The sequence below is a fragment of the Streptomyces sp. NPDC031426 genome (assembly GCF_055581585.1).
This window is the reverse complement of the sequence record NZ_JBVIJE010000003.1, coordinates 493,692-513,842: the sequence shown is the minus strand read 5'-3', so window position 1 is coordinate 513,842 and position 20,151 is coordinate 493,692. Positions and strand designations below refer to the sequence as shown.

Annotated in this window: 22 protein-coding genes and 1 pseudogene; 14 read left to right on the top strand and 9 right to left on the bottom strand. The window is 71.6% G+C overall.

Annotated features, from left to right (window positions below):
• Window positions 1–80: 80 nt before the first annotated feature.
• On the bottom strand, window positions 81–542 hold the full coding sequence (locus tag ACZ5NH_RS07915) for a hypothetical protein (RefSeq protein ID WP_468773434.1): 462 nt from the start codon (window positions 540–542) through the stop codon (window positions 81–83).
• Between the two features lie 124 nt (window positions 543–666).
• Window positions 667–1,401, bottom strand: a complete 735-nt coding sequence (locus ACZ5NH_RS07910) for a polysaccharide deacetylase family protein (RefSeq protein ID WP_468773432.1) — start codon at window positions 1,399–1,401, stop codon at window positions 667–669.
• 237 nt (window positions 1,402–1,638) lie between these two features.
• Here ACZ5NH_RS07910 and ACZ5NH_RS07905 point away from each other — a divergent pair, with 237 nt between their 5' ends.
• Together ACZ5NH_RS07905 and ACZ5NH_RS07900 are read left to right on the top strand one after the other, a co-directional pair.
• A complete protein-coding gene (locus ACZ5NH_RS07905) occupies window positions 1,639–2,256 on the top strand; it encodes a class I SAM-dependent methyltransferase (RefSeq protein ID WP_468773431.1) in 618 nt (205 codons plus the stop codon).
• Between the two features lie 30 nt (window positions 2,257–2,286).
• The gene (locus ACZ5NH_RS07900; protein ID WP_468773430.1) at window positions 2,287–2,958 is read left to right on the top strand and encodes a DUF2218 domain-containing protein; all 672 of its coding nucleotides are present in this window, start codon (window positions 2,287–2,289) and stop codon (window positions 2,956–2,958) included.
• 137 nt (window positions 2,959–3,095) lie between these two features.
• On the opposite strand, the gene ACZ5NH_RS07895 is transcribed toward ACZ5NH_RS07900, so the two are convergent.
• Window positions 3,096–3,665 (bottom strand): TetR/AcrR family transcriptional regulator, encoded by a 570-nt coding sequence (locus ACZ5NH_RS07895; RefSeq protein ID WP_388632857.1) that lies wholly within the window; start codon window positions 3,663–3,665, stop codon window positions 3,096–3,098.
• Between the two features lie 181 nt (window positions 3,666–3,846).
• Here ACZ5NH_RS07895 and ACZ5NH_RS07890 point away from each other — a divergent pair, with 181 nt between their 5' ends.
• From ACZ5NH_RS07890 to ACZ5NH_RS07870, 5 genes are all read left to right on the top strand, one after another.
• Window positions 3,847–4,491: a DedA family protein gene (locus ACZ5NH_RS07890; protein WP_468773528.1), complete on the top strand. Its 645-nt coding sequence runs from the start codon at window positions 3,847–3,849 to the stop codon at window positions 4,489–4,491.
• A 163-nt stretch (window positions 4,492–4,654) separates the two neighbouring features.
• A complete protein-coding gene (locus ACZ5NH_RS07885) occupies window positions 4,655–4,969 on the top strand; it encodes a hypothetical protein (protein WP_468773429.1) in 315 nt (104 codons plus the stop codon).
• A gap of 139 nt (window positions 4,970–5,108) precedes the next feature.
• Window positions 5,109–5,456 carry a VOC family protein gene (locus tag ACZ5NH_RS07880; RefSeq protein WP_468773428.1) on the top strand — a complete coding sequence of 116 codons (348 nt, stop codon included), beginning with the start codon at window positions 5,109–5,111 and terminating at the stop codon, window positions 5,454–5,456.
• A gap of 105 nt (window positions 5,457–5,561) precedes the next feature.
• Window positions 5,562–5,921 (top strand): DUF779 domain-containing protein, encoded by a 360-nt coding sequence (locus ACZ5NH_RS07875; RefSeq protein ID WP_451006265.1) that lies wholly within the window; start codon window positions 5,562–5,564, stop codon window positions 5,919–5,921.
• A gap of 93 nt (window positions 5,922–6,014) precedes the next feature.
• Window positions 6,015–7,256, top strand: coding sequence for a phosphodiester glycosidase family protein (locus ACZ5NH_RS07870; RefSeq protein ID WP_468773427.1), 1,242 nt, complete (start codon window positions 6,015–6,017; stop codon window positions 7,254–7,256).
• Window positions 7,257–7,258: 2 nt separating this feature from the next.
• Here ACZ5NH_RS07870 and ACZ5NH_RS07865 read toward each other — a convergent pair whose 3' ends face one another.
• From ACZ5NH_RS07865 to ACZ5NH_RS07840, 6 genes are all read right to left on the bottom strand, one after another.
• The gene (locus ACZ5NH_RS07865) at window positions 7,259–7,447 is read right to left on the bottom strand and encodes a hypothetical protein (protein WP_388632984.1); all 189 of its coding nucleotides are present in this window, start codon (window positions 7,445–7,447) and stop codon (window positions 7,259–7,261) included.
• 109 nt (window positions 7,448–7,556) lie between these two features.
• Window positions 7,557–8,420, bottom strand: a complete 864-nt coding sequence (locus tag ACZ5NH_RS07860; protein ID WP_468773426.1) for a phosphatidylinositol-specific phospholipase C/glycerophosphodiester phosphodiesterase family protein — start codon at window positions 8,418–8,420, stop codon at window positions 7,557–7,559.
• A 162-nt stretch (window positions 8,421–8,582) separates the two neighbouring features.
• Window positions 8,583–9,665, bottom strand: coding sequence for an acyl-CoA dehydrogenase family protein (locus ACZ5NH_RS07855; protein ID WP_468773425.1), 1,083 nt, complete (start codon window positions 9,663–9,665; stop codon window positions 8,583–8,585).
• Window positions 9,662–10,843, bottom strand: coding sequence for an acyl-CoA dehydrogenase family protein (locus ACZ5NH_RS07850; protein ID WP_468773424.1), 1,182 nt, complete (start codon window positions 10,841–10,843; stop codon window positions 9,662–9,664). The genes ACZ5NH_RS07855 and ACZ5NH_RS07850 overlap by 4 nt, the downstream gene beginning before the upstream one ends.
• On the bottom strand, window positions 10,840–11,805 hold the full coding sequence (locus ACZ5NH_RS07845) for an NADPH:quinone oxidoreductase family protein (protein ID WP_468773423.1): 966 nt from the start codon (window positions 11,803–11,805) through the stop codon (window positions 10,840–10,842). The genes ACZ5NH_RS07850 and ACZ5NH_RS07845 overlap by 4 nt, the downstream gene beginning before the upstream one ends.
• Window positions 11,806–11,891: 86 nt before the next feature.
• On the bottom strand, window positions 11,892–12,464 hold the full coding sequence (locus tag ACZ5NH_RS07840; protein ID WP_451552698.1) for a helix-turn-helix domain-containing protein: 573 nt from the start codon (window positions 12,462–12,464) through the stop codon (window positions 11,892–11,894).
• Between the two features lie 65 nt (window positions 12,465–12,529).
• On the opposite strand from ACZ5NH_RS07840, the pseudogene ACZ5NH_RS07835 reads away from it, so the two are divergent.
• From ACZ5NH_RS07835 to ACZ5NH_RS07805, 7 genes and pseudogenes are all read left to right on the top strand, one after another.
• Window positions 12,530–13,470, top strand: a pseudogene (locus tag ACZ5NH_RS07835) (NAD(P)/FAD-dependent oxidoreductase).
• Window positions 13,471–13,499: 29 nt separating this feature from the next.
• On the top strand, window positions 13,500–15,038 hold the full coding sequence (locus tag ACZ5NH_RS07830; protein ID WP_468773422.1) for an ATP-dependent DNA ligase: 1,539 nt from the start codon (window positions 13,500–13,502) through the stop codon (window positions 15,036–15,038).
• On the top strand, window positions 15,035–15,508 hold the full coding sequence (locus ACZ5NH_RS07825) for an NUDIX hydrolase (RefSeq protein WP_468773421.1): 474 nt from the start codon (window positions 15,035–15,037) through the stop codon (window positions 15,506–15,508). The genes ACZ5NH_RS07830 and ACZ5NH_RS07825 overlap by 4 nt, the downstream gene beginning before the upstream one ends.
• 74 nt (window positions 15,509–15,582) lie before the next feature.
• Window positions 15,583–16,968 (top strand): NADP-dependent succinic semialdehyde dehydrogenase, encoded by a 1,386-nt coding sequence (locus ACZ5NH_RS07820; RefSeq protein WP_468773420.1) that lies wholly within the window; start codon window positions 15,583–15,585, stop codon window positions 16,966–16,968.
• Between the two features lie 26 nt (window positions 16,969–16,994).
• Window positions 16,995–17,228, top strand: a complete 234-nt coding sequence (locus ACZ5NH_RS07815) for a DUF6213 family protein (protein WP_388632819.1) — start codon at window positions 16,995–16,997, stop codon at window positions 17,226–17,228.
• A gap of 635 nt (window positions 17,229–17,863) precedes the next feature.
• Complete coding sequence (locus ACZ5NH_RS07810; RefSeq protein WP_388632814.1) at window positions 17,864–18,910, top strand: type III polyketide synthase; 1,047 nt, start codon at window positions 17,864–17,866, stop codon at window positions 18,908–18,910.
• 26 nt (window positions 18,911–18,936) lie between these two features.
• Window positions 18,937–20,151, top strand: coding sequence for a cytochrome P450 (locus ACZ5NH_RS07805; RefSeq protein WP_468773419.1), 1,215 nt, complete (start codon window positions 18,937–18,939; stop codon window positions 20,149–20,151).

The window sequence follows — 20,151 nt, the reverse complement described above, 5'->3', positions numbered from 1 at the left end:
GTGCCGTACGGAGCATGCGCAGAGCCCGGCGGCGCGACCCTTCCGGGGATCACCCTCGGGGCACGGCCGGGGCAGCTCTGTCAGGTACGGCTGACGCAGACGAGGCGCAGCAGATGCGGTCCGCCGGAGTCCGGCGGGGGTTCCGGGCCCGACCCTCCCGGCGGTGCGCCGGGCAGCAGCAGGTCGCCCGTGCGGCTGGTCCGGGTGAGGACGAGCAACAGCATCGCCAGGATCAGGGTCGCCGAGGATCCCCGCAGGTCGGCCGGCCGGTCGGCCGGGTCGCAGCACGCGGTGCCGTGGCCGGGGTGGTCACCGGCGTCGTGGTCCGCGGAACAGGCCGCGGCGTCGGATCCGAGCGGCGGGGCGCCGACGCTCGGCGCCGCACTCGTCATCACCATGCTCTCCGCCACGGTGTGCGAGTGGGCGTCGGCATGGTGCAGGGCGCAGGCGACGACGTGGGCCATGAGCATCAGCGCCAGGCCCACGAGGAGAGCAAGGGCCGGCGTACGCCTCTCCGGGCGGCCGGCCGATTCCTGCGGCATGCGAAAGATCGTATGCAGTTCGACACGGTATGGCAGCTTTCAGGGTCGTTCGGGTGAATTATCAGAGCTCCTTGTGAGGCGGAACGCGAACCGACGACCGCACTGTGCCGGCTTCCGAGCCTGACTAGGGCCGGTAGACCATCCCCGGCTGGGCCTTGGCCGGGGCGAGGAGCTGCGACACCGTGACAATCGTGTAGCCGCGCTGTTCGAGCGCCTTGAGGATCCCCGGGACGGCGGGCACGGTGCCCTTGTGCAGGTCGTGCAGCAGGATGATGCCGTCGCGGTGAGTCTGGTCGAGCACCCGCCTGGTGATCAGGGCCGAGTCGGTCGTCTCGTAGTCCTTGGCCGTGACGCTCCACAGCACCTGTGCCAGGCCCAACTCCTTGCAGATCTTGGCCACGTCACGGTTGGTGCGGCCCTGCGGCGGACGCATCAGGACGGGCCTGGTGCCGGTGATCTTCTCGATGGCGTCCTGCGTGCGGGTCAGTTCCTGACGGGCATCGGCCGTGTCGATCTGCGTCAGGATCTTGTGGTTCCAGGTGTGGTTGCCGATTTCATGCCCCTCGTCCGAGATGCGACGGAGGATCTCGGGGTACTTCCCGATGTGCCCCTCGCCCTGCACGAAGAACGTCGCGTGCAGATGCTCGCGTTTCAGGATGTCCAGCAGCCCGGGCGTCGTCGGACTGGGGCCGCCGTCGAAGGTGAGTGCCACGCACTTCGCCTTGCGGCAGTCGACCGCTCCGGCAGCCACCGTTCCCGATGCCTTGTCCCGGGCGGCGCGCGGCGACGTGTGGTCGTACGTCGTGACCGTCAGGGCGATCGTCACCGCGACGATCACGACGACGGTCACGGCCGTCACGAGAGCGATGAGGATGCGCGGCCGTCGTCTTCGGTACCAGGGCACGGGAAGCCTTTCACTGGATCAGGGGATTGCCGACGTGTCTATTGACGGCTTTTCCGTCCCTTGGGTTCATCCGCTCCACGGGTACCTTTTTCGCGACACACCGGCTTGACGTAGACAGTGTGTCTCGATAAAGCTTGCTCCGCAGAGACCGGAACACGCTCCGGACCATCAACCGCGACGGAGGACAGCCACGTGTCCAGCCCGTACTCCCATGCCGGTTCCGGCACGCCATGGGCGCGTCCCGACGACATGTACGCCAGCACACCACCGTGGGACATCGGCCGGCCTCAGCCCGCGTTCCTCGCACTCGCCGACGCCGGGGCGATCCGGGGCCGGGTGCTGGACGTCGGCTGCGGAACCGGGGAGCACGTACTCATGTGCGCCGCCCGGGGTCTGGACGCCACCGGCGTCGATCTCGCGTCCCGGGCCCTTCGGGCCGCGGAGGACAAGGCGCGCCGACGGGGCCTCGCCGCCCGCTTCCTCCACCACGACGCCCGCAGGCTGAGCGATCTCGGGGAGTTGTTCGACACCGTGCTCGACTGCGGACTGTTCCACATCTTCGACGACGAGGACCGGACCGCCTTCGCCGGCAGCCTGGGCACCGCGGTACGGCCGGGTGGCCGCTACTTCATGCTCTGCTTCAGCGACCGGCAGCCCGGCGACCAAGGGCCGCGGCGGGTGTCGAGGGACGAGATCACCTCCACGTTCGCCCAGGGTTGGCGGGTCGACTCGATCGAACCGGCCACGATCGACATCACCACCGATCCCACGGGCGTTCGGGCCTGGCTGGCCGCCCTCACCAGGATCTGACATCCGCAGGGTGTCCGAGAAGGGAATCCCATGCCGACCGCCGAAGCCCGGATCGCGACGGACCGCGCGAGCCGGTACCTCGTCCAACTCTGCCGCCACACCGCCATGATGCGCCGGATGCGGCATCAGTCACCGGCCGGGCATGGCGGCGGCCGGATGCCGGACGTTCGCCACGTCGAGTGGTCCGGCATCCACGGAACCGTGCGCTTCGGCGAGGGCGCGTGGCATCTGGAAGCAGGACCCGACGCGCTGACACTGCGCGTCGAGGCCGCCGACGAGCCGGCCCTGCGACGACTCCTGACCGGGATCACCATGCGCCTCGAAAAGATCGGCCGGCGCGACGGTCTGACGGTCACCTGGCAGCGCGCGTCGGCTCCCCCGGCGCCCGCCACCGATGAGGCGTCCGGTGCGGCCCGGCCGGCCGAGGACGGGAAGCGGCGGCTTCGTGGGCCCGCCCGGGTGGCCGGCCTCCTGGCGGTCGGCGCACTCGTCATCGCCCTGCACCTCGGCGTGGCCGGGGTCGCGCTGACCGCCCCGTCGTGGACGGGCTGGGCCGCGGGCGGCGTCCTGGCCCTCATCGCGCTGAAGGTCATTTTCATAGGCGGCCACGTCGTCCTGGGGCGCGCGGGCGTCCGGCGGAGCAGGTCCTTCCTGACCCACCGCATGCCTCGGCTCGGTTCGTCCCGGGATCGACACACGTGACGTCCACGGCGGTTCACGTGGCGGCCGCCCGTCCCCATCGATGAAGGCGCCGCCCCGGTCAGTGAGTGTGTTCCGCACGGCGCCACAGCCTGGAAGCCGGACAGGCAGGCCCTGGCAGTCCCCCCGCGCCGGTCGGCCTACGGCCGCAGGCCCGCCAGGGTGACGGCCACGAGCCGCCGCACCGCGGCCCTGGACGGCAGGTCACCGGCCCCTGCGAGGGCGTGCAGACAGAAGCCGGCCAGCTCGTCCGTACTGACGTCGCCCCGAACCTCGCCCGCTTCCGCCGCCTCGGCCAACAGGCCCCGTACGAAGCGACGGAGATGCTGCTCGGCATGTGCCACATGGTCGCCTCGGTGCAGGAGCGCAGAGAACTCCGCTCCGTGGCCGTGCCGCTGTTGCTGAATGAGCGCGTAGGCCTCCAGGACCGCGGCGAGCCGTTCGCCAGGCGTGCCGGCGCGGTCACGCAGTTCAGCGAGTTGATCGAGGTGCCCGGCGATCTGGCGCTCGTGCCAGGCCATCATGATCGACTCGACGTCCGGGAAGTACTTGTACAGCGTGGCCCGGCCGATGCCGCTCTGCTCGGCGATCCGGGACATCGTCACCCCGCGCAGACCCTGCTCGGCCACGAGTGCGGCCGTGGTCTCCAGCACCGCTTCCCGGACGGCGCGGCGATGCTCTTCGATCGTCTCGTTCCACAGCTTCGGCACGACGTCAGTGTACGCGGCGACGATATCGATACATTCCGCTTCCACCCAGACATCGTGACTCGATAACTGCCGCACCCACGTGCAGGACGCCCGGGTGCGGCGCCGGGGCGGGCGCTTTCGCGGTGGCCGGGCGATGCTTAGGAGCGAGGAGCCCTGCGAGCAGGCCGGGAGGCGCGGCCAGGTGATAGCCGTCAATCCGCTGAACAGCGCCTCGGTGCTGGCCGCCTTCGGCGCGATCGGCGTCCTGGTGGTGATCTTCGCGGAGTCCGGTCTGCTGGTCGTCGGCTTCTTCCTGCCCGGTGACACCCTGCTGTTCCCGGCCGGTGTGCTGTGCGCCGGAAGTGCGCAGCAGCCGCCCCGGCTGGCGTTGTGGCAGGTGCTGCTGTGCGCGGCGGTCGGGGCGGTGGTGGGCGGGCAGGTCGGGTATCTGATCGGGCGGCACGGCGGGCGGGCGCTGCTGGCCCGCACCTCCAGCAGCCGGGTGAAGGCGGCGGCCGCCCGGGCCGAGGAGCTGCTGGCCCGCTACGGCCACGGGAAGGCGCTGGTCATCGGCCGGTTCGTGCCGTTGCTGCGGACGGTGCTGCACCCCGTGGCCGGTGTCCTCGGGGTGCCCGTTCGGACCTTCACGCTCTGGCAGACCGTGGGCGGGGTGCTGTGGTCGCAACTGCTCGTCGTCGCCGGTTACAGCCTCGGTACGTCGGTCCCGCATCTCGAGGACTATCTGCTGCCGCTGGTCGCCGTGGTCGTCGCCCTGTCGATGCTGCCCCTCCTGTTCGAGGCCCGCCGCGCCCGCCGCGACAGCCGCGGCAGCCGCGGCAGCCGTTGAGAGTGCCACGCTGTGGCGCTCAGCCCACCGCCCCCCGGTACGTGACCCGGGTCGGTGTCGGCCACCTTCAGCGGGTCGTCGGCCAGCACCGTCAGGTCGGCCCGGTGACCGATGGCGAGCCTGCCCGCCCGGCCCTCCTCCCCCGCGGCCCAAGCGGGGTTCCATGTACGGCGTACGCGGCAACCGCGGCAACCGGGTCAACAACGCGGTCACCGGCTGGATGATCTCCGTCAGCTACTTCTCGCTGAACCCGGCCGCGGCGGCGACGGCGGTCTTCTCGCTGGTCGCCCGGACCGGTCTGCCGGTGAACACCGCGGTGAAGGCCGTCGTCGTGGTGCTGATCGCGGCGATCACCCTTGCCATCAGCGTCTGGGGCCATGCCGCGATCATCCGGCTCCATGTGCCGATCGCCCTCGCCCCGACCGCCGTCTTCGCCGTGGTCGGCTTCGTGGTGGTGCGGCACACCGACTTCGGTTAGGTCCCGGACCGGCCGCTGACCGGCACCGCCCTGTGGGCGACCCTGTCGGCCGGTGTCGCCCTCATCGCCTCGGGGCCGCTGTCGTACACCATCAGCGCGGACTTCTCCCCGTACCTGCCCCGACCAGTGGAGCCGCGAGATGCCTGTACGCCGCGTCGTGCCCGTCCTCCAGTCGGCCGCGCTGCCGCAGAGCGCCGAGTTCTATGGGGCGCTGGGGTTGCAGGAGGTCATGAACCACGGCTGGATCACGACGTTGGCCTCCGCGGAGAACCCTGCCGTGCAGCTCAGCCTGATGACCGAGGACCGCACCGCGCCCGTCGCCCCGGACCTGAGCATCGAGGTCGAGGACGTCGACGCGGCGTACGCCGCGATGCGGGACCGCGGCGCGGAGATCGTGCACCCGCTGACGGACGAGGAGTGGGGCGTACGACGGTTCTTCGTGCGGGATCCGGGCGGCCGGGTGGTGAACGTGCTCAGCCATCGCTGACCCCGGTCGGCCGGGCCGACGAGGCGTTCTGGACGGCCCAGTGACGATCCGTGAGACTGGGCCGGGTCCGACCTCCCGCGCACCGGCCCTTCAGGAGGGTGACCCATGGCTGAGGAAGCCCCGCGCGTCGAACTCACTCCCGAGGCCGCGGACCTGGTGCGGCGGCTGCACGCCGAGCACGGTCCGCTGATGTTCCACCAGTCCGGCGGCTGCTGCGACGGCAGCGCGCCCATGTGCTACCCGGACGGCGAGTTCCGCACCGGCGGCTCGGACGTGCTGCTGGCGGAGCTGACGGTGGACGGTGTGGCCGAGCCCGTCACCTTCTGGATGTCCCGGAGCCAGTACCAGGCCTGGAGCCACACCCGGCTGATCGTGGACGTGGTACCCGGACGGGGCAGCGGTTTCTCGCTGGAGGCACCCGAGGGGGTGCGTTTTCTCACTCGTTCTCGCGTAGTCGACGCCTAGTCGGCCCGCCGCTCGCCGCCCTCTGGTCCACTGCCCCGTACGACCCGTACGACAACCCGTACGGCAGGGGCAGTTGACGAGACATCAGGGGGCATGGTGATCAGACGTCACAGGCGTTCGGCAGCGGGCAGAACGGTTCTCACGGTTGTCACGGCGTTCGGTGTACTGGCCGGTGCGGCCCTGGCGGGAGCGGCACCGGCCGGCGCCGTCCCGGACGGCAAGCGGATCGCGCCCGGCATCACCTACCGGCAGTTCGACGTCAAGGCGGCCGCGGGCCCGGCACACGCCCATCTGCTCACGGTCGACCTTGCCGATCCGCATGTCCGCGTGGACCTGCTGTACCCGGGCGCGGTGGCGGCCCGGGCCACCGTCTCCCGGATGGCGGACTCGGCCGGGGCGGTCGCGGGGGTCAACGGTGACTTCTTCGACATCACGGAGACCCAGCATCCGGGCGTGGCGGCCACCGGCGCGAGCGTGGGACCGGCGATCGCGGACGGGCACGTGCTCAAGGCGGCGGTGCCGAACGGCCAGCGCTTCGGGCCCGCGCTGCCGCCGGACACCAGCACGCGGGACGTCTTCGGTGTGGGCACCGACCGGCGGGCCCGGCTGGACCGCCTCTCCCTCTCCGGCAGCGTGCACACACCGGCCGGCACGATCCCGCTGAAGGGCCTCAACCAGTACGCGCTCCCGGAGAACTCCGTCGGCGCCTTCACCGCACGCTGGGGCAGCGTCTCCCGGATGCGCGCCGTGTGCGGCACCGACGCCCAGCGGTCGGCGCCATGCAGCAAGGACACCTACGAGGTGAGGGTGCGGGGCGGCCGGGTGGTCTCCGCCTCCGACATCCCGGGCAGCGGCCCGATCCCGGCGGGCACCACTGTCCTGTTGGGCCGCGAGGAGGGTGCGCAGCGGCTGCGCAAGCTCTCCGTCGGGGATGCGGTGAGCGTGACGCACCGGCTGGTGGCGGCCTCGTCCGGGGTGCCGTACGCCTTCGCGATCGGCGGCTTCCCGGTCCTTGAGCACGGCCAGGCGCTGTCCGGCCTGGACGACCGCACCTCGGCGGTGCGCACGGTCGTGGGCTTCAAGGGCGGCGGACGGCAACTGCTGATCCTGGCGCTCGACGGAGCCGCCGAGTACCGGACCGGTATGACGGTCGCGGAGGAGGCCGACACCATGCGCTCGCTGGGCGCGTCCGCCGCGTTCAACCTCGACGGCGGCGGCTCGACGGAGCTGGTCACCCGCGACGACGGGGCGAGCGTCGTGACGGTCCGCAACCATCCGAGCGGTGGCGCCGAGCGTGCGGTCGCGAACGGCATCGGGGTCTTCTCGGCCGGCTGATCTCAGGGCCGCAGACCGCTCACCAGGTCGGCGGTCGTCATGAGCCCGCTGTGGATGGTGGGCGCCATGCTCGTGCCGGCCAGGAAGAAGCCGAGCAGCATGCAGACCAGGGCGTGGGAGATCTTCAGCGAGCAGTTACGGATGAAGATCACGGCCAGGATCAGGAGCAGCACGACCGCAGAGACGGGAATGATCACCAGGAACCTCCTCCGCCACGCCCCTTGGGTGGCGTTTCGGCCGCAAGTGTGGCGTAGCGGAGGGTTCGTCCGGGCGGCTGACGTGTCCCCCGAACGTGTGGTGTTACGCGGCGGGGCGGGCGTCGAGGAAGTTCTCCAGGCCGGCCAGGTCGTCGGTGTTGAGGTAGTCGACGCCGGCGGCGAGCAGTTCCGTCCACAGGGCGTCGCGGGCCGGGCCCGCGGCGTCCGGGGTGGCCCAGAACCGCACCTGCTGCCCGCGCGCGTGCGCGGCGGCGGTGATGCTCCGCAGCCTCTGCCGCTCGGCGTCGGGGAACGCGCCCTCGCCCGACCAGGTGAAGTTCTGCGTCCAGTTGTCGCTGATCAGCGAGATGAAGGTGGCCGGGGCGGTGCTGCCGAGGTCGGTGAGCCGGCCGTCGTAGAAGGCGCGCCGCTCGTCCTGCGCCTCCATGGGGATACGGGCGGCGCGGTCACCGGAGATGACGGCGGTGACCGGCCCGGGGTGCACCCGGCCGTGCGCGTACCGGGTGAACAGGTGCGGGTAGCGGCGCAGCTGGCGGTCGAGTTCGAGGTAGCTCGACGAGCCCTCGGTCTTGATGTCGATCAGGAGCTGCAGCGGCCTGCGCCATCCCCGGTACACCGAACCGCGCTCGGCCCGGACCCGGGCGGCGAGCGGGTCGAGGTAGAGGGATTCGAGGGTGCGGGACGGGTCCAGCTCGGAGCTGTCGTGCCCGATGAGGAGCTGGTCGCCGACGAGGAAGATGTCGGCCTCGACACTGTTGAAGCGGTGGTCGAGCGCGTCGGACAGCGGCCGGGGATGCTCGTAGTCGTTGTGGGCGTGGGCGTTCCACAGCGGGTGCGGACCGCGCTGTGCGGTGCCCGCCCTGGCCTGCGACGCGGGCAGGGCGACCGCGCCGGCGAGGGCGGCGCCGAGGGTGGTGAGGGCTCTGCGACGGGTGGTGAGGGCCATGCTCTGCCTCCCTTGAGGTGCCGGATGGGACCGAAGGGAGTATGCGTGGCCTCACCACCGAAGAGGCCTTCTCTCGCGGGGAGTTGGTGCGCTGTTCACTTCTGCGGAGCACGCGCACGGAATAGCCCGCCCCAGGTGGGGGCGGGCTTCACCCGGGTTGGGTCAGGGTGCCTGGAGGTCGACCAGGCCGGCCAGCGCCTCGCGGTGGGCACCGGCCGTGCCGTAGGCGATCGAGTCCGCCTTGGCCCGCTTCAGATACAGGTGGATGGGGTGTTCCCAGGTCATCCCGATGCCGCCGTGCAGCTGCAGCGCCTCCTCGGCGGCGTGGACGGCGACCGGGGCGGCATAGGCCTGGGCAACGGCGACCGAGACATCCGTGTCCGCGCCGGAGGCCAGCGCGTCGCCCGCGGCACGGGCGGCCGCCCGCAGGTTGACGACCTCCAGCCACAGCTGCGCGAGCCGGTGCTTGAGTGCCTGGAAGCCACCGACCGGCCGGTTGAACTGCTTGCGCTCCTTGAGATAGCGCACGGTCTCGGTCAACGCCCAGTCGGCGACACCGAGTTGCTCGGAGGCGAGCAGTCCGGCGGCGGCGCGCAGGGCGCGGCGTACGGCGGGTTCGGCGGCGCCGATACGCCGGCCGGGCGCGCCGTCCAGCCGTACCGTCGCCAGCGGCCGGGTCAGGTCGAGGGAGATCTGCGGGGTGACGGTCGCGGCGTCCGCGGCCACGGCGTACAGGCCGCCGTCCTCGGCCGGGACGAGCAGGACGTCGGCCACGGCCGCGTCGGCGATGCCCGTCAACTCCCCGTGCAGAGTGCCGCTCTCCAGTCGTACGGCCTTGAAGTCGGCGCCCGGAGCCGAGTGCAGGCCGACCGCGAGGGCGCCGATGGTGCGCCCGGAGGCCAGCCGTGCCAGCAGCTCCTCGTCACCGCAGGCCAGCAGGGCCTCGGTGGCGACGACGGCGCTGGTGAGGTACGGGACGGGAGCGACCGCTCGCCCCAACTCCTCCAGGACGACGGCGACTTCGCGGGCGGAGGCGCCCTGCCCGCCCTGCTCCTCGGGCACCAGGAGCCCGGCCAGGCCCATGCCCTCGGCGAGGGACTTCCACAGGGCGAGGTCGTGCGGAGTGCCCGACTCGACGCGGGCGATGACGTCCGCGGGCGGGCAGTGGTCCGTGAGGAGGTCGCGGACGGCGGCGCGCAGCGCCTCTTCCTCCTCGGAGTACAGCAGGTCCGGCGCTTTTGTCATCGGGCCAGGTCCTTCCAGGCGACGTCCTTGTCGGTGCGCGGCTCGGCGGGCAGGCCGAGGACCCGCTCGGCGACGATGTTCAGCAGGACCTCGCTGGTCCCGCCCTCGATGCTGTTGCCCTTGGAACGCAGGTAGCGGTAGCCGGCGTCACGGCCGGTGAAGTCGACCAGCTCGGGGCGGCGCATGGTCCACTCGTCGTACAACAGACCTTCCTCGCCTCGGAGTTCGACCTCCAGGCCGCTGATCTCCTGGTTGAGGCGGGCGAAGGCGAGCTTCATGCCGGAGCCCTCGTAGCCGGGCTGGCCGGCGACGAGCTGCTGGCGCAGGCGTTCGGCGGTGAGGCGGGAGACCTCGGCCTCGACCCACAGCTTCAGCAGGCGCTGGTGCAGTTCGTGAGTGCGCAGCTCGGGGCGTTCGCGCCAGGTCCTGGCGACCGGGCCGATCATGCCGCCCTCGCGGGGCAGCCGCATGCCGCCGATGGCCACGCGTTCGTTGTTGAGCGTGGTCTGGGCGACCCGCCAGCCGTTGCCGACCTCGCCGAGGCGGCGGGAGTCGGGGATGCGGACGTCGGTGAGGAAGACCTCGTTGAACTCGGCCTCGCCGGTGATCTGGCGCAGCGGCCGGACCTCGACGCCGGGGTCGGTCATGTCGCAGAGGAAGTAGGTGATGCCGGCGTGCTTGGGCACGCTCGGGTCGGTGCGGGCGATGAGGATGGCCCAGCGGGCGTTGTGCGCGCCGGACGTCCACACCTTCTGCCCGTTGACGACCCAGGTGTCGCCTTCCCGCACGGCCCGGGTGCCGAGGGCGGCCAGGTCGGAGCCGGCGCCGGGCTCGCTGAACAGCTGGCACCAGACCTCCTCCCCCGTCCACAGCGGCCGCAGATAGCGCTGCTTCTGCTCCTCCGTGCCGTACTTCAGGATGGTCGGCGCTGCCATGCCGAGCCCGATGCCGTTACGGCGTGAGTCGTTGTCGGGGGCACCCGCGGCCTCCAGCTCGGCGTCCACGACGGCCTGGAGGTGACGGGGCGCGCCCAGTCCCCCGAGGCCCTCCGGGTAGTGCACCCAGGCGAGGCCGGCGTCGAAGCGGGCCCTGAGGAAGTCGAGGCGGTCGGTGCTCGCCGGGGGATGCTGGGTCAGCAACTCTCGTGTGCGGCGGCGCAGTTCTTCGGCGTCGGTCATGCTGCTCCCTCCATCACGACGGCGATCCGGCCGGTGGAGCGGCCGTCCGCCACCTTCTGCACGGCCGTGGCCGCCCCGCTCAGCGGCACCCGCTCGCTCACCAGCGGCTTGATCGCGCCCCGGGCGGCCAGCTCGGTCAGCTCCTCGTGGCAGCGCAGGATGAGCTTCGGGTTCTTGGTGGCGTACAGGCCCCAGTGCAGGCCGAGGATCGAGTAGTTCTTCACCAGCGCGTGGTTGAGGGCCGGGCTGGGGATGGTGCCGCTCGCGAAGCCGACCACGACGATCCGGCCCTCGAAGGCGACGAGCTTGGCGGACTGGGTGTAGGCCTCGCCGCCCACCGGGTCGTAGATCACGTCCGCGCCCCGGCCGCCGGTGGCCTCCTTCACGGCCGCGATCACGTCCTCGGAGCGGCGGTCGACCACCACGTCACAGCCCAGCTCGCGGGCCACGGCGGCCTTGTCCGCGCCGCCGACGACACCGATCACGGTGGCCCCGGCCGCCTTGCCGAGCTGGACGGCCGCGCTGCCGACACCGCCGGCGGCGGCGTGCACCAGCAGGGTCTCGCCCGCCTCCAGGTGGGCCCGGCGGTGCAGGCCGAACCAGCCGGTCTGGTAGCCGATGTGCAGCGCGGCGGCCTCGGCGTCGTCCAGCGCCTCGGGGGCCGGCAGCAGGGCGCGGGCGTCGGCGAGGGCGTACTCGGCGAAACCGCCGTACGGCAGCGCGGGGTTGGCGATCACCCGGCGGCCGTCCTCGGTCTCGCCGCAGATCTCCACGCCGGGCGTGAACGGCAGCGGCGGGCGCACCTGGTACTGGCCCCGGCACAGCAGCGCGTCCGGGAAGTTGATGTTGGCAGCGCGCACGCGTAGCAGCACCTGGCCGTCTGCGGGCACGGGCCGCTCCACCTCCGCCAGGCGCATCACCTCGCTCGGCTCGCCGTTCTCGTGCACTTGCCATGCCTGCATGCGGGGCCTCCACGGGACTGCTTCGTCTGACCGGGTCCGATCGCATACTAAGCGGTCGCTTGCCAATCAGGGAACAGTCGGCCGCGTCACTTCCGCCTGGGCCGTGCCCGTACGTGCATCCGCTCGCCCTGCGGCCCGAACAGACTGAGGAACTCCACCGGCCCCTCCCCCGTCGACCCGAACCAGTGCGGTACGCGCGTGTCGAACTCGGCGGCCTCACCCGCCGACAGCACCACGTCGTGTTCCCCGAGGACCAGCCGCAGCCGGCCGGAGAGCACATACAGCCACTCGTAGCCCTCGTGGGTGCGCGGGTCAGGATCCTGCTTCCGCTGCGGTTCGAGCACCTTGAAGGCCTGCAGGCCGCCGGGCTGGCGGGTCAGCGGCCAGTGGGTGCGCCCGCCCCGCACGATCGGCTCGGACCGCACCCGCGGGTCCCCCACCGGCGGCGCGCCGACCAGCTCGTCCAGCGGCACCTGGTGGGCCTGCGCGATCGGCAGCAGCAGTTCGAGACTGGGCTTGCGCAGGCCGGACTCCAGCCGGGAGAGGGTGCTGACCGAGATGCCGGTGGCCTCGGAGAGCGCGGCCAGGGTCACCTCCCGCTCCTTGCGGATGCGGCGCAGCCGGGCGCCCACTTCGGCCAGTACGTCGTCTGTGCTCATGACGACTATTGCAGGAACGGCAAATACGTTTGTCAATGCCGCAGCCGCCGAGCGACCGTCGCGGCATGACCCAGAACACCGAGAACAACAGGTACGAAGCAGTCGTCGTCGGTGGTGGGGCCGCCGGGCTGTCCGCCGCGCTGGTCCTCGGCCGCGCCCGGCGCCGCACGCTGGTCGTGGACGCGGGCGAGCCGCGCAACACGCCGTCCGCGCACATGCAGGGCTATCTCTCCCGGGACGGCATGTCCCCGGCCGAGTTCCTGGCGATCGGCCGCGAGGAGATCGCCCGTTACGGGGTGGAGCTGGTGCGGGACCGGGTCGTGGACGCGGCCAGGGACGAGGACTTCACCGTCGTCCTCGCGAGCGGAGGGACGGTCCGCGCCCGGCAGCTGGTGATCGCCACGGGCCTGGAGGACGAGCTGCCGGACGTCCCCGGACTGGCCGAGCGGTTCGGCCGGGACGTGGTGCACTGCCCGTACTGCCACGGCTGGGAGGCCCGCGACCTGCCGACCGGGGTGCTCGCGGCCTCGCCGCTGAGCGTGCACCAGGCGCTGATGGTCACCCAGTGGTCCAAGGACGTGCGGTTCCTCCTGCACGAGGTGGGCGAGTCGGAGCTGACGGACGAAGACCTGCGCCGGCTGGCCGCCGCCGGGGTCACGGTCGTACCCGGGAGGGTCGCGGGACTCCTCGTCGCCGAGGACCGGCTCACCGGGATCCGGCTCGAGGACGGCACGGTCCATGACCGGGAGGTCCTGTACGCCGCCCCGCGCGCCGTACCGAACAACCACCTGCTGGTGCGGCTGGGCGCCGAGCTGCGCGAGACGCCGTTCGGCGCCTACCCGGTGATCGACGAGCGGGGCCTGACGACCGTGCCCGGCCTGTGGGCGGCGGGCAACGCGAGCGGCTTCGCCGAGCAGGTGATCAACGCGGCGAGCCGGGGATACGGGCGGGGGCCGCGATCAACGGGGAGCTGCTGATGGCCGACCTCGACTCCGTCCGGGTGTAACCGCCGCTCCCCCGGTGCACGATGACTGCATGCTGCTGACCCGGCTCGCCCAGGTGTCCCGGGAGGTCGCCGCGACGGCGGCCCGGTCCCGCAAGACTGCGCTGCTCGCCGAGTTGTTCCGGGAGGCGGAGGCGGACGACGTGCCGATCGTCATCCCGTACCTGGCCGGACGGCTGCCGCAGGGCCGGCTCGGCGTCGGCTGGAAGGTGCTGAGCCGGCCCGTGCCGCCGGCCGACGAGCCCAGTCTCACGGTGCGCGAGGTCGACGCCCTGCTCAGCGAGCTGGGCGAGGTGTCGGGGCCGGGCTCGCAGGCACAGCGGGTCCGGCTCGTCGGCGAGCTGATGGGCGCGGCCACCGAGGAGGAGCAGCGTTTCCTGCTCGGCCTGCTCACCGGCGAGGTGCGGCAGGGCGCGCTGGACGCGGTCGCCGTGGAAGGCCTCGCCCAGGCGACCGGCGCCGACCCGGCCGCCGTCCGCCGCGCGGTGATGCTCGCCGGGTCGCTCCAGACGGTCGCCCAGGCCCTGCTCGCCGAGGGGTCCGGGGCACTGGAGAGGTTCCGGCTCACCGTGGGCCGCCCGGTGCTGCCGATGCTGGCGCACAGCGCGTCCTCCGTGGCCGAGGCCGTGGAGAAGCTCGGCGCCTGCGCGGTGGAGGAGAAGCTGGACGGCATCCGGGTGCAGGTCCACCGGGACGGTGAGACGGTCCGGGTGCACACCCGCACCCTGGACGACATCACCGACCGGCTGCCCGAAGTGACCGCCGCCGCGCGGGAGTTGCCAGGCGAGCGGTTCATCCTGGACGGCGAGGTGATCTCCTTCGACGCGGCCGGACGGCCCCGGTCCTTCCAGGAGACGGCGGGCCGGGTCGGCTCCCGGACGGACGTGACGAAGGCGGCCGGGGAGACCCCGGTCTCCCCCGTCTTCTTCGACGTCCTGTCGGTCGACGGCACCGATCTGCTGGACCTGCCCTTCGCCGAGCGGCACGTGGAGCTGGCCCGGCTGGTGCCCGAGCCGATGCGGGTGCGCCGGACGGTCGCCTCCGGGCCGGGGGACATCGCGGAGGCGGAACGCTTCCTCGCCGATACCCTGGCCCGCGGCCACGAGGGCGTGGTGGTGAAGGCGCTGGACGCTCCGTACAGCGCGGGCCGGCGTGGCGCCGCCTGGCTGAAGGTCAAGCCCGTGCACACCCTCGACCTGGTGGTGCTGGCCGCCGAGTGGGGCCACGGCCGGCGCACGGGCAGGCTCTCCAACCTCCACCTCGGCGCCCGCAACCCCGACGGCGGCTTCGCCATGCTCGGCAAGACCTTCAAGGGCATGACCGACGCGATGCTCGCCTGGCAGACCGAGCGGCTGCAGCAGCTCGCCGTGGAGGACAACGGCTGGGTGGTCCGGGTCCGCCCCGAACTCGTCGTGGAGATCGCCTACGACGGCCTCCAGCGCTCCTCCCGCTACCCGGCCGGCGTCACCCTGCGCTTCGCCCGCGTGGTCCGCTACCGCGAGGACAAACGGCCCGAGGAGGCCGATACCGTGGAGGCCCTGCTGGCGGCCCACCCGGAGGTCAAGCCGTGACGGTGCGTGCGACGAAGCGCAGCGCGGGACTGCTGTTGTTCCGGCATACCGATGAGGGACTGGAGGTATTGCTGGGCCATATGGGTGGTCCGCTCTGGGCAAAGAAGGACGCCGGTGCGTGGACCGTCCCCAAGGGCGAGTACGACCCCGACGAGCCCGCCTGGGAGGCCGCCCGGCGCGAGTTCCGGGAGGAGCTGGGAGTCGCGCCGCCCGACGGGAAGGCCGTACCGCTGGGCGAGGTGGCGCAGAAGAACGGCAAGGTCGTCACGGCCTGGGCCGTCGAGGCGGACCCGGACCTGAGCGGCTTCAGCCCCGGCACCTTCACCATGGAGTGGCCGCCGCGCTCCGGCCGGGTGCGGGAGTTCCCGGAACTGGACCGCGTGGCGTGGCTCGGCCTGGACCGGGCCCGGCAGCTGATCATCACGGCGCAGACCGCGTTTCTCGACCGGCTGGCGGAGCACTCGGCCTGAAGGGACGCCACGCGTTGCGTACGGCCGTACTGCGCGCGAAGGTCTAAGCAAGCCCGCTCCCAGGGAGGTCAGCCATGCCCATCGCGACGGTGAACCCGGCGAACGGCGAGACGCTCAAGACGTACGAGCCCATGGGCGAGGAAGAGCTGGAACGCCGGCTCCAGCTCGCCGAGGCCACGTTCCGCACCTACCGGACGATGTCGTTCGTCGACCGTGGCCGGCTGCTGCTGAAGGCCGCCGATCTGCTGGACGAGGATCAGCAGGAGGTCGCCAGGGTGATGACCACCGAGATGGGCAAGCCGATCAGGCAGGCCCGTGCGGAGGCCGCGAAGTGCGCCAAGGCGATGCGCTGGTACGCCGAACGCGCCGAGGGACTGCTGGCCGACGAGGAGCCCGCCGAGTCGGACGTGAAGGACTCCGGCGCCTCCCGGGTCCGGGTGCGGTACCGGCCGATGGGGCCCGTCCTCGCGGTGATGCCCTGGAACTTCCCGCTCTGGCAGGTGATCCGGTTCGCCGCGCCCGCGCTCATGGCGGGCAACGTGGGTCTGCTCAAGCACGCCTCCAACGTCCCCCAGACGGCGCTGTACCTGGAGGACCTGTTCCACCGGGCGGGCTTCACGGAGGGCTGCTTCCAGACGCTGCTGATCGGCTCGGGGGCGGTCGACGACATCCTCCGGGACGAGCGGGTGAAGGCCGCGACGCTGACCGGCAGCGAGCCGGCGGGCCGGGCGGTGGCCTCCACCTGCGGGGAGATGATCAAGAAGACGGTGCTGGAGCTGGGCGGCAGCGACCCGTACGTCGTGATGCCCTCCGCCGACCTGGACCGGGCGGCCGAGGTGGCGGTCACCGCTCGCGTGCAGAACAACGGGCAGTCCTGCATCGCCGCCAAGCGGTTCATCGTGCACACGGACGTCTACGACGCCTTCGCCGAGAAGTTCGTCGCGGGCATGAAGGCGCTCAAGGTCGGTGACCCGCTGGAGGAGGACACCGAGGTCGGGCCGCTCTCCAGCGAGCAGGGGCGGAAGGATCTGGAGGAGCTGGTCGACGACGCCAGGCGCACCGGGGCCGAGGTGCTGTGCGGCGGCGAGCGGCCGGACGGGCCGGGTTGGTACTACCCGCCGACCGTGCTGGCCGGGATCACCCGCGAGATGCGCATCCACCGGGAGGAGGCGTTCGGACCGGTCGCCACGCTGTACCGGGCCGGCGACCTGGACGAGGCGCTGCTCATCGCCAACGACTCGCTGTTCGGGCTGAGTTCCAATGTGTGGACGCGGGACGAGAGCGAGGTGGAGCGGTTCACGCGCGACCTGGAGGCCGGTTCGGTGTACGTCAACGGGATGACGGCCTCCCATCCGGCGTTCCCGTTCGGCGGGGTCAAGCGGTCCGGGTACGGGCGTGAGCTGTCCGGGCACGGAATCCGCGAGTTCTGCAACATCACCACGGTTTGGCAGGGTGCGTGAGCGCTGCGCGGCTACCATCCCCTTTTGTGACCCGCGAAGTGACCCTGCCTCTGATCGTCGACGACCGCGGTACCTTGCAGGTGTCTGCGGCCGACGTGAGTAAGTTGCTGCGGACCGTGGGCGGGCGGTGGCTGCGGCTCGTCGAGGCGGGGGAGCCGGGGTTGGACGAGGACACGGTTGCTGCGCTGACCATCGAGCTGGCCAAGCTGGCCGATCGCATTGACGTGGCGTGCATCGCGCACAGCAGTGGAGCGCCTTAGGCCGGCGAAGTCCGGAACATTCACTGGAAGCCCGCTTCAGGCATTCGTCCGAGGAAACCGTAGTGCGTGCGCGGCCCCGCCGCGATGCGGGCGCGATGACCGCCCCAGGCGGAGAAGTTCGCCGTGAGGGCCAGAACGGCGTCCGCCGGGGAGGCGTTGAGGGCCGGCCAGGAGACGTGGGCGGGGTAGGCCTGGCAGCCCGCCAGGGGGACGTATGTCCGGGAGCGGTCCTCGGTGACGCCGCAGGCCCGGGCGAAGGCGGAGGTGCTGTGCGGCCGGTTCCTGGCCCGTCGCGAGCGTGGTGAAGAAGGCCCCCGAGCCGGGGTCGGCGCGCTGGGCCGGATGCGCGAAGGAGCGGCGGTCGACGGGGATCACCCACCGCTGTGCCAGGGCCAGGCGGGCGAGCGTCCTGGTGGTCGTCTCCGGCGGATCCCCGGCCGATGCCGTCATGGTGTGCTCCCTCTCGCGGACGTGCGGTTTCCTACCGACCCTGACTCGGGTGTCCCCGGTCTGGAGTAGTTCGGCGCGAGATCGCCGCCGGGTCGAGTGATCGTGGGTGGACCACCTCCTGAGGTGAACGACCCCTCTGACCGGCGGGCGCAGGCCTTCCGGAAGGCTGAAAGCAGGCACGGTTCATGGCGACTTTGTGCAGACCAACGGTGTCGGTGCCGGAGCACGTGATCACGATGGAGGAGACGCTGGAACTGGCGCGGTCGCGTCACTCGGACCACCCCCAACTGCCGCTCGCACTGCGGTTGATCGAGAACACGGGGGTGAAGACGCGGCACATAGTGCAGCCCATCGAGGAGACCCTCAAGCACCCCGGGTTCGAGGAGCGCAACAAGCTCTACGAGGCCGAGGCCAAGGCCCGGGTCCCCGCGGTGATCCAGCGCGCACTCGACGACGCGGAACTCCTGACCTCCGACATCGACGTGATCGTCTACGTCTCGTGCACGGGCTTCATGATGCCCTCGCTGACGGCGTGGCTGATCAACGAGATGGACTTCGACTCGACCACCCGACAGCTCCCCATAGCCCAGCTGGGCTGTGCGGCCGGCGGCGCGGCGATCAACCGCGCGCACGACTTCTGCACGGCCTACCCCGACGCCAACGCGCTGATAGTGGCCTGCGAGTTCTGCTCGCTGTGCTACCAGCCCACCGACCTGGGCGTGGGCTCGCTGCTCTCCAACGGCCTGTTCGGTGACGGCATAGCCGCCGCCGTGGTCCGCGGCAAGGGCGGCACCGGTGTCGAGCTGGAACGCAACGGCTCGTACCTGATCCCGAAGACCGAAGAGTGGATCATGTACGACGTCCGGGCGACCGGATTCCACTTCCTGCTCGACAAACGGGTGCCCGCCACCATGGAGCCGCTGGCCCCGGCGCTGCAGGACCTCGCGGGCATGCACGGCTGGGACGCGTCCGACCTGGACTTCTACATCGTCCACGCCGGCGGCCCGCGCATCCTCGACGACCTCAGCAAGTTCCTCCAGGTCGACCCGCACGCCTTCCGGTTCAGCCGGGCCACCCTCACCGAGTACGGCAACATCGCCTCCGGCGTCGTGCTGGACGCGCTGCGCCGGATGTTCGACGAGGGCGGCGCCGAGCACCGGGCGCGCGGGCTCCTCGCCGGGTTCGGACCCGGCATCACCGCGGAAATGACGCTGGGCCGCTGGCGCAGCTGAAGACCGAGAGACGGCTTGAGTACGGCATGACCGAAGAGACACTCACCGAGACCCTGCCCCCGATCCGGCACTGGCCGGCGCTCGACCTGACCGGGACGGACTTCGACCCGGTGCTGAGAGAGCTCATGCGCGAAGGACCGGTCACCCGCATCCAGCTGCCCAACGGCGAGGGCTGGGCCTGGCTGGTGACCCGGATGGACGACGTGCGCATGGTGACCAACGACCCCCGCTTCAGCCGCGAGGAGGTCATGAAGAAGCCGGTCACCCGGCTGGCCCCGCACTTCATCCCCGACCCGGGCGCGGTCGGCTTCCTCGACCCGCCCGACCACACCCGGCTGCGCCGCTCGGTGGCGGCCGCCTTCACCGCGAAGGGCGTGGAGCGGGTACGGGAGAAGGCCCGCGCCATGCTGGACGAACTGGTCGACGAACTCCTCCAGGACGGACCGCCCGCCGATCTCACGGCGACGATCCTCAGCCCGTTCCCGATCGCGGTGATCTGCGAAATGATGGGCGTCCCGGCCGCCGACCGGCACACCATGCACACCTGGACCCAGCTCATCCTGTCCTCCTCCAACGGCAAGGAGATCAGCGAGAAGGCCAAACGGGAGATGGCCGCCTACTTCTCGGACCTGATCGGGCTGCGCGAGAACAGCACGGCCGAGGACGTCGCCTCACTGCTCGGCGCCGCGGTGGGCCGGGGCGAGGTCTCCCTGGAGGAGGCCGTTGGACTGGCCGGTCTCCTCCAGATCGGTGGCGAGGCGGTCACCAACAACAGCGGGCAGATGTTCTATCTGCTGCTGACCCGCCCCGACCTGGTGGAGCTGCTGCGCGCGCAGCCGGAGATCCGCCCCAGGGCGATCGACGAGCTCCTGCGCTGGATTCCGCACCGCAACGCGGTCGGCCTGTCCCGGATCGCCCTGGAGGACGTGGAGATCCGGGGTGTGCGGATCCGCGCGGGCGACGCGGTGTACAACTCCTACCTGGCCGCCAACCGCGACCCGGAGGTGTTCCCCGACCCGGACACCATCGACTTCTCCCGCAGCCCGAACCCGCACGTCTCGTTCGGCTTCGGCCCGCACTTCTGCCCCGGCAACATGCTGGCCCGGCTGGAGGAGGAACTCATGGTGGACGCCCTGCTCGACCGGATTCCGGGCCTGCGGCTGGCCGTGGCGCCGGAGAAGGTGCCCTTCAAGAAGGGCGCGCTGATCCGGGGTCCCGAGGCCCTTCCGGTGACCTGGTGA

Bases quoted from the DNA above. Each gene is read 5' to 3' on its own strand.
- ACZ5NH_RS07860 (WP_468773426.1), bottom strand. From the start codon at position 8,420: ATGGCCCTCACCACCCGTCGCAGAGCCCTCACCACCCTCGGCGCCGCC.
- ACZ5NH_RS07915 (WP_468773434.1), bottom strand. From the start codon at position 542: ATGCCGCAGGAATCGGCCGGCCGCCCGGAGAGGCGTACGCCGGCCCTT.
- ACZ5NH_RS07805 (WP_468773419.1), top strand. From the start codon at position 18,937: ATGACCGAAGAGACACTCACCGAGACCCTGCCCCCGATCCGGCACTGG.
- ACZ5NH_RS07870 (WP_468773427.1), top strand. From the start codon at position 6,015: ATGGTGATCAGACGTCACAGGCGTTCGGCAGCGGGCAGAACGGTTCTC.
- ACZ5NH_RS07845 (WP_468773423.1), bottom strand. From the start codon at position 11,805: ATGCAGGCATGGCAAGTGCACGAGAACGGCGAGCCGAGCGAGGTGATG.
- ACZ5NH_RS07880 (WP_468773428.1), top strand. From the start codon at position 5,109: ATGCCTGTACGCCGCGTCGTGCCCGTCCTCCAGTCGGCCGCGCTGCCG.
- ACZ5NH_RS07840 (WP_451552698.1), bottom strand. From the start codon at position 12,464: ATGAGCACAGACGACGTACTGGCCGAAGTGGGCGCCCGGCTGCGCCGC.
- ACZ5NH_RS07885 (WP_468773429.1), top strand. From the start codon at position 4,655: ATGTACGGCGTACGCGGCAACCGCGGCAACCGGGTCAACAACGCGGTC.
- ACZ5NH_RS07830 (WP_468773422.1), top strand. From the start codon at position 13,500: ATGCTGCTGACCCGGCTCGCCCAGGTGTCCCGGGAGGTCGCCGCGACG.
- ACZ5NH_RS07810 (WP_388632814.1), top strand. From the start codon at position 17,864: ATGGCGACTTTGTGCAGACCAACGGTGTCGGTGCCGGAGCACGTGATC.
- ACZ5NH_RS07855 (WP_468773425.1), bottom strand. From the start codon at position 9,665: ATGACAAAAGCGCCGGACCTGCTGTACTCCGAGGAGGAAGAGGCGCTG.
- ACZ5NH_RS07850 (WP_468773424.1), bottom strand. From the start codon at position 10,843: ATGACCGACGCCGAAGAACTGCGCCGCCGCACACGAGAGTTGCTGACC.
- ACZ5NH_RS07820 (WP_468773420.1), top strand. From the start codon at position 15,583: ATGCCCATCGCGACGGTGAACCCGGCGAACGGCGAGACGCTCAAGACG.
- ACZ5NH_RS07900 (WP_468773430.1), top strand. From the start codon at position 2,287: ATGCCGACCGCCGAAGCCCGGATCGCGACGGACCGCGCGAGCCGGTAC.
- ACZ5NH_RS07875 (WP_451006265.1), top strand. From the start codon at position 5,562: ATGGCTGAGGAAGCCCCGCGCGTCGAACTCACTCCCGAGGCCGCGGAC.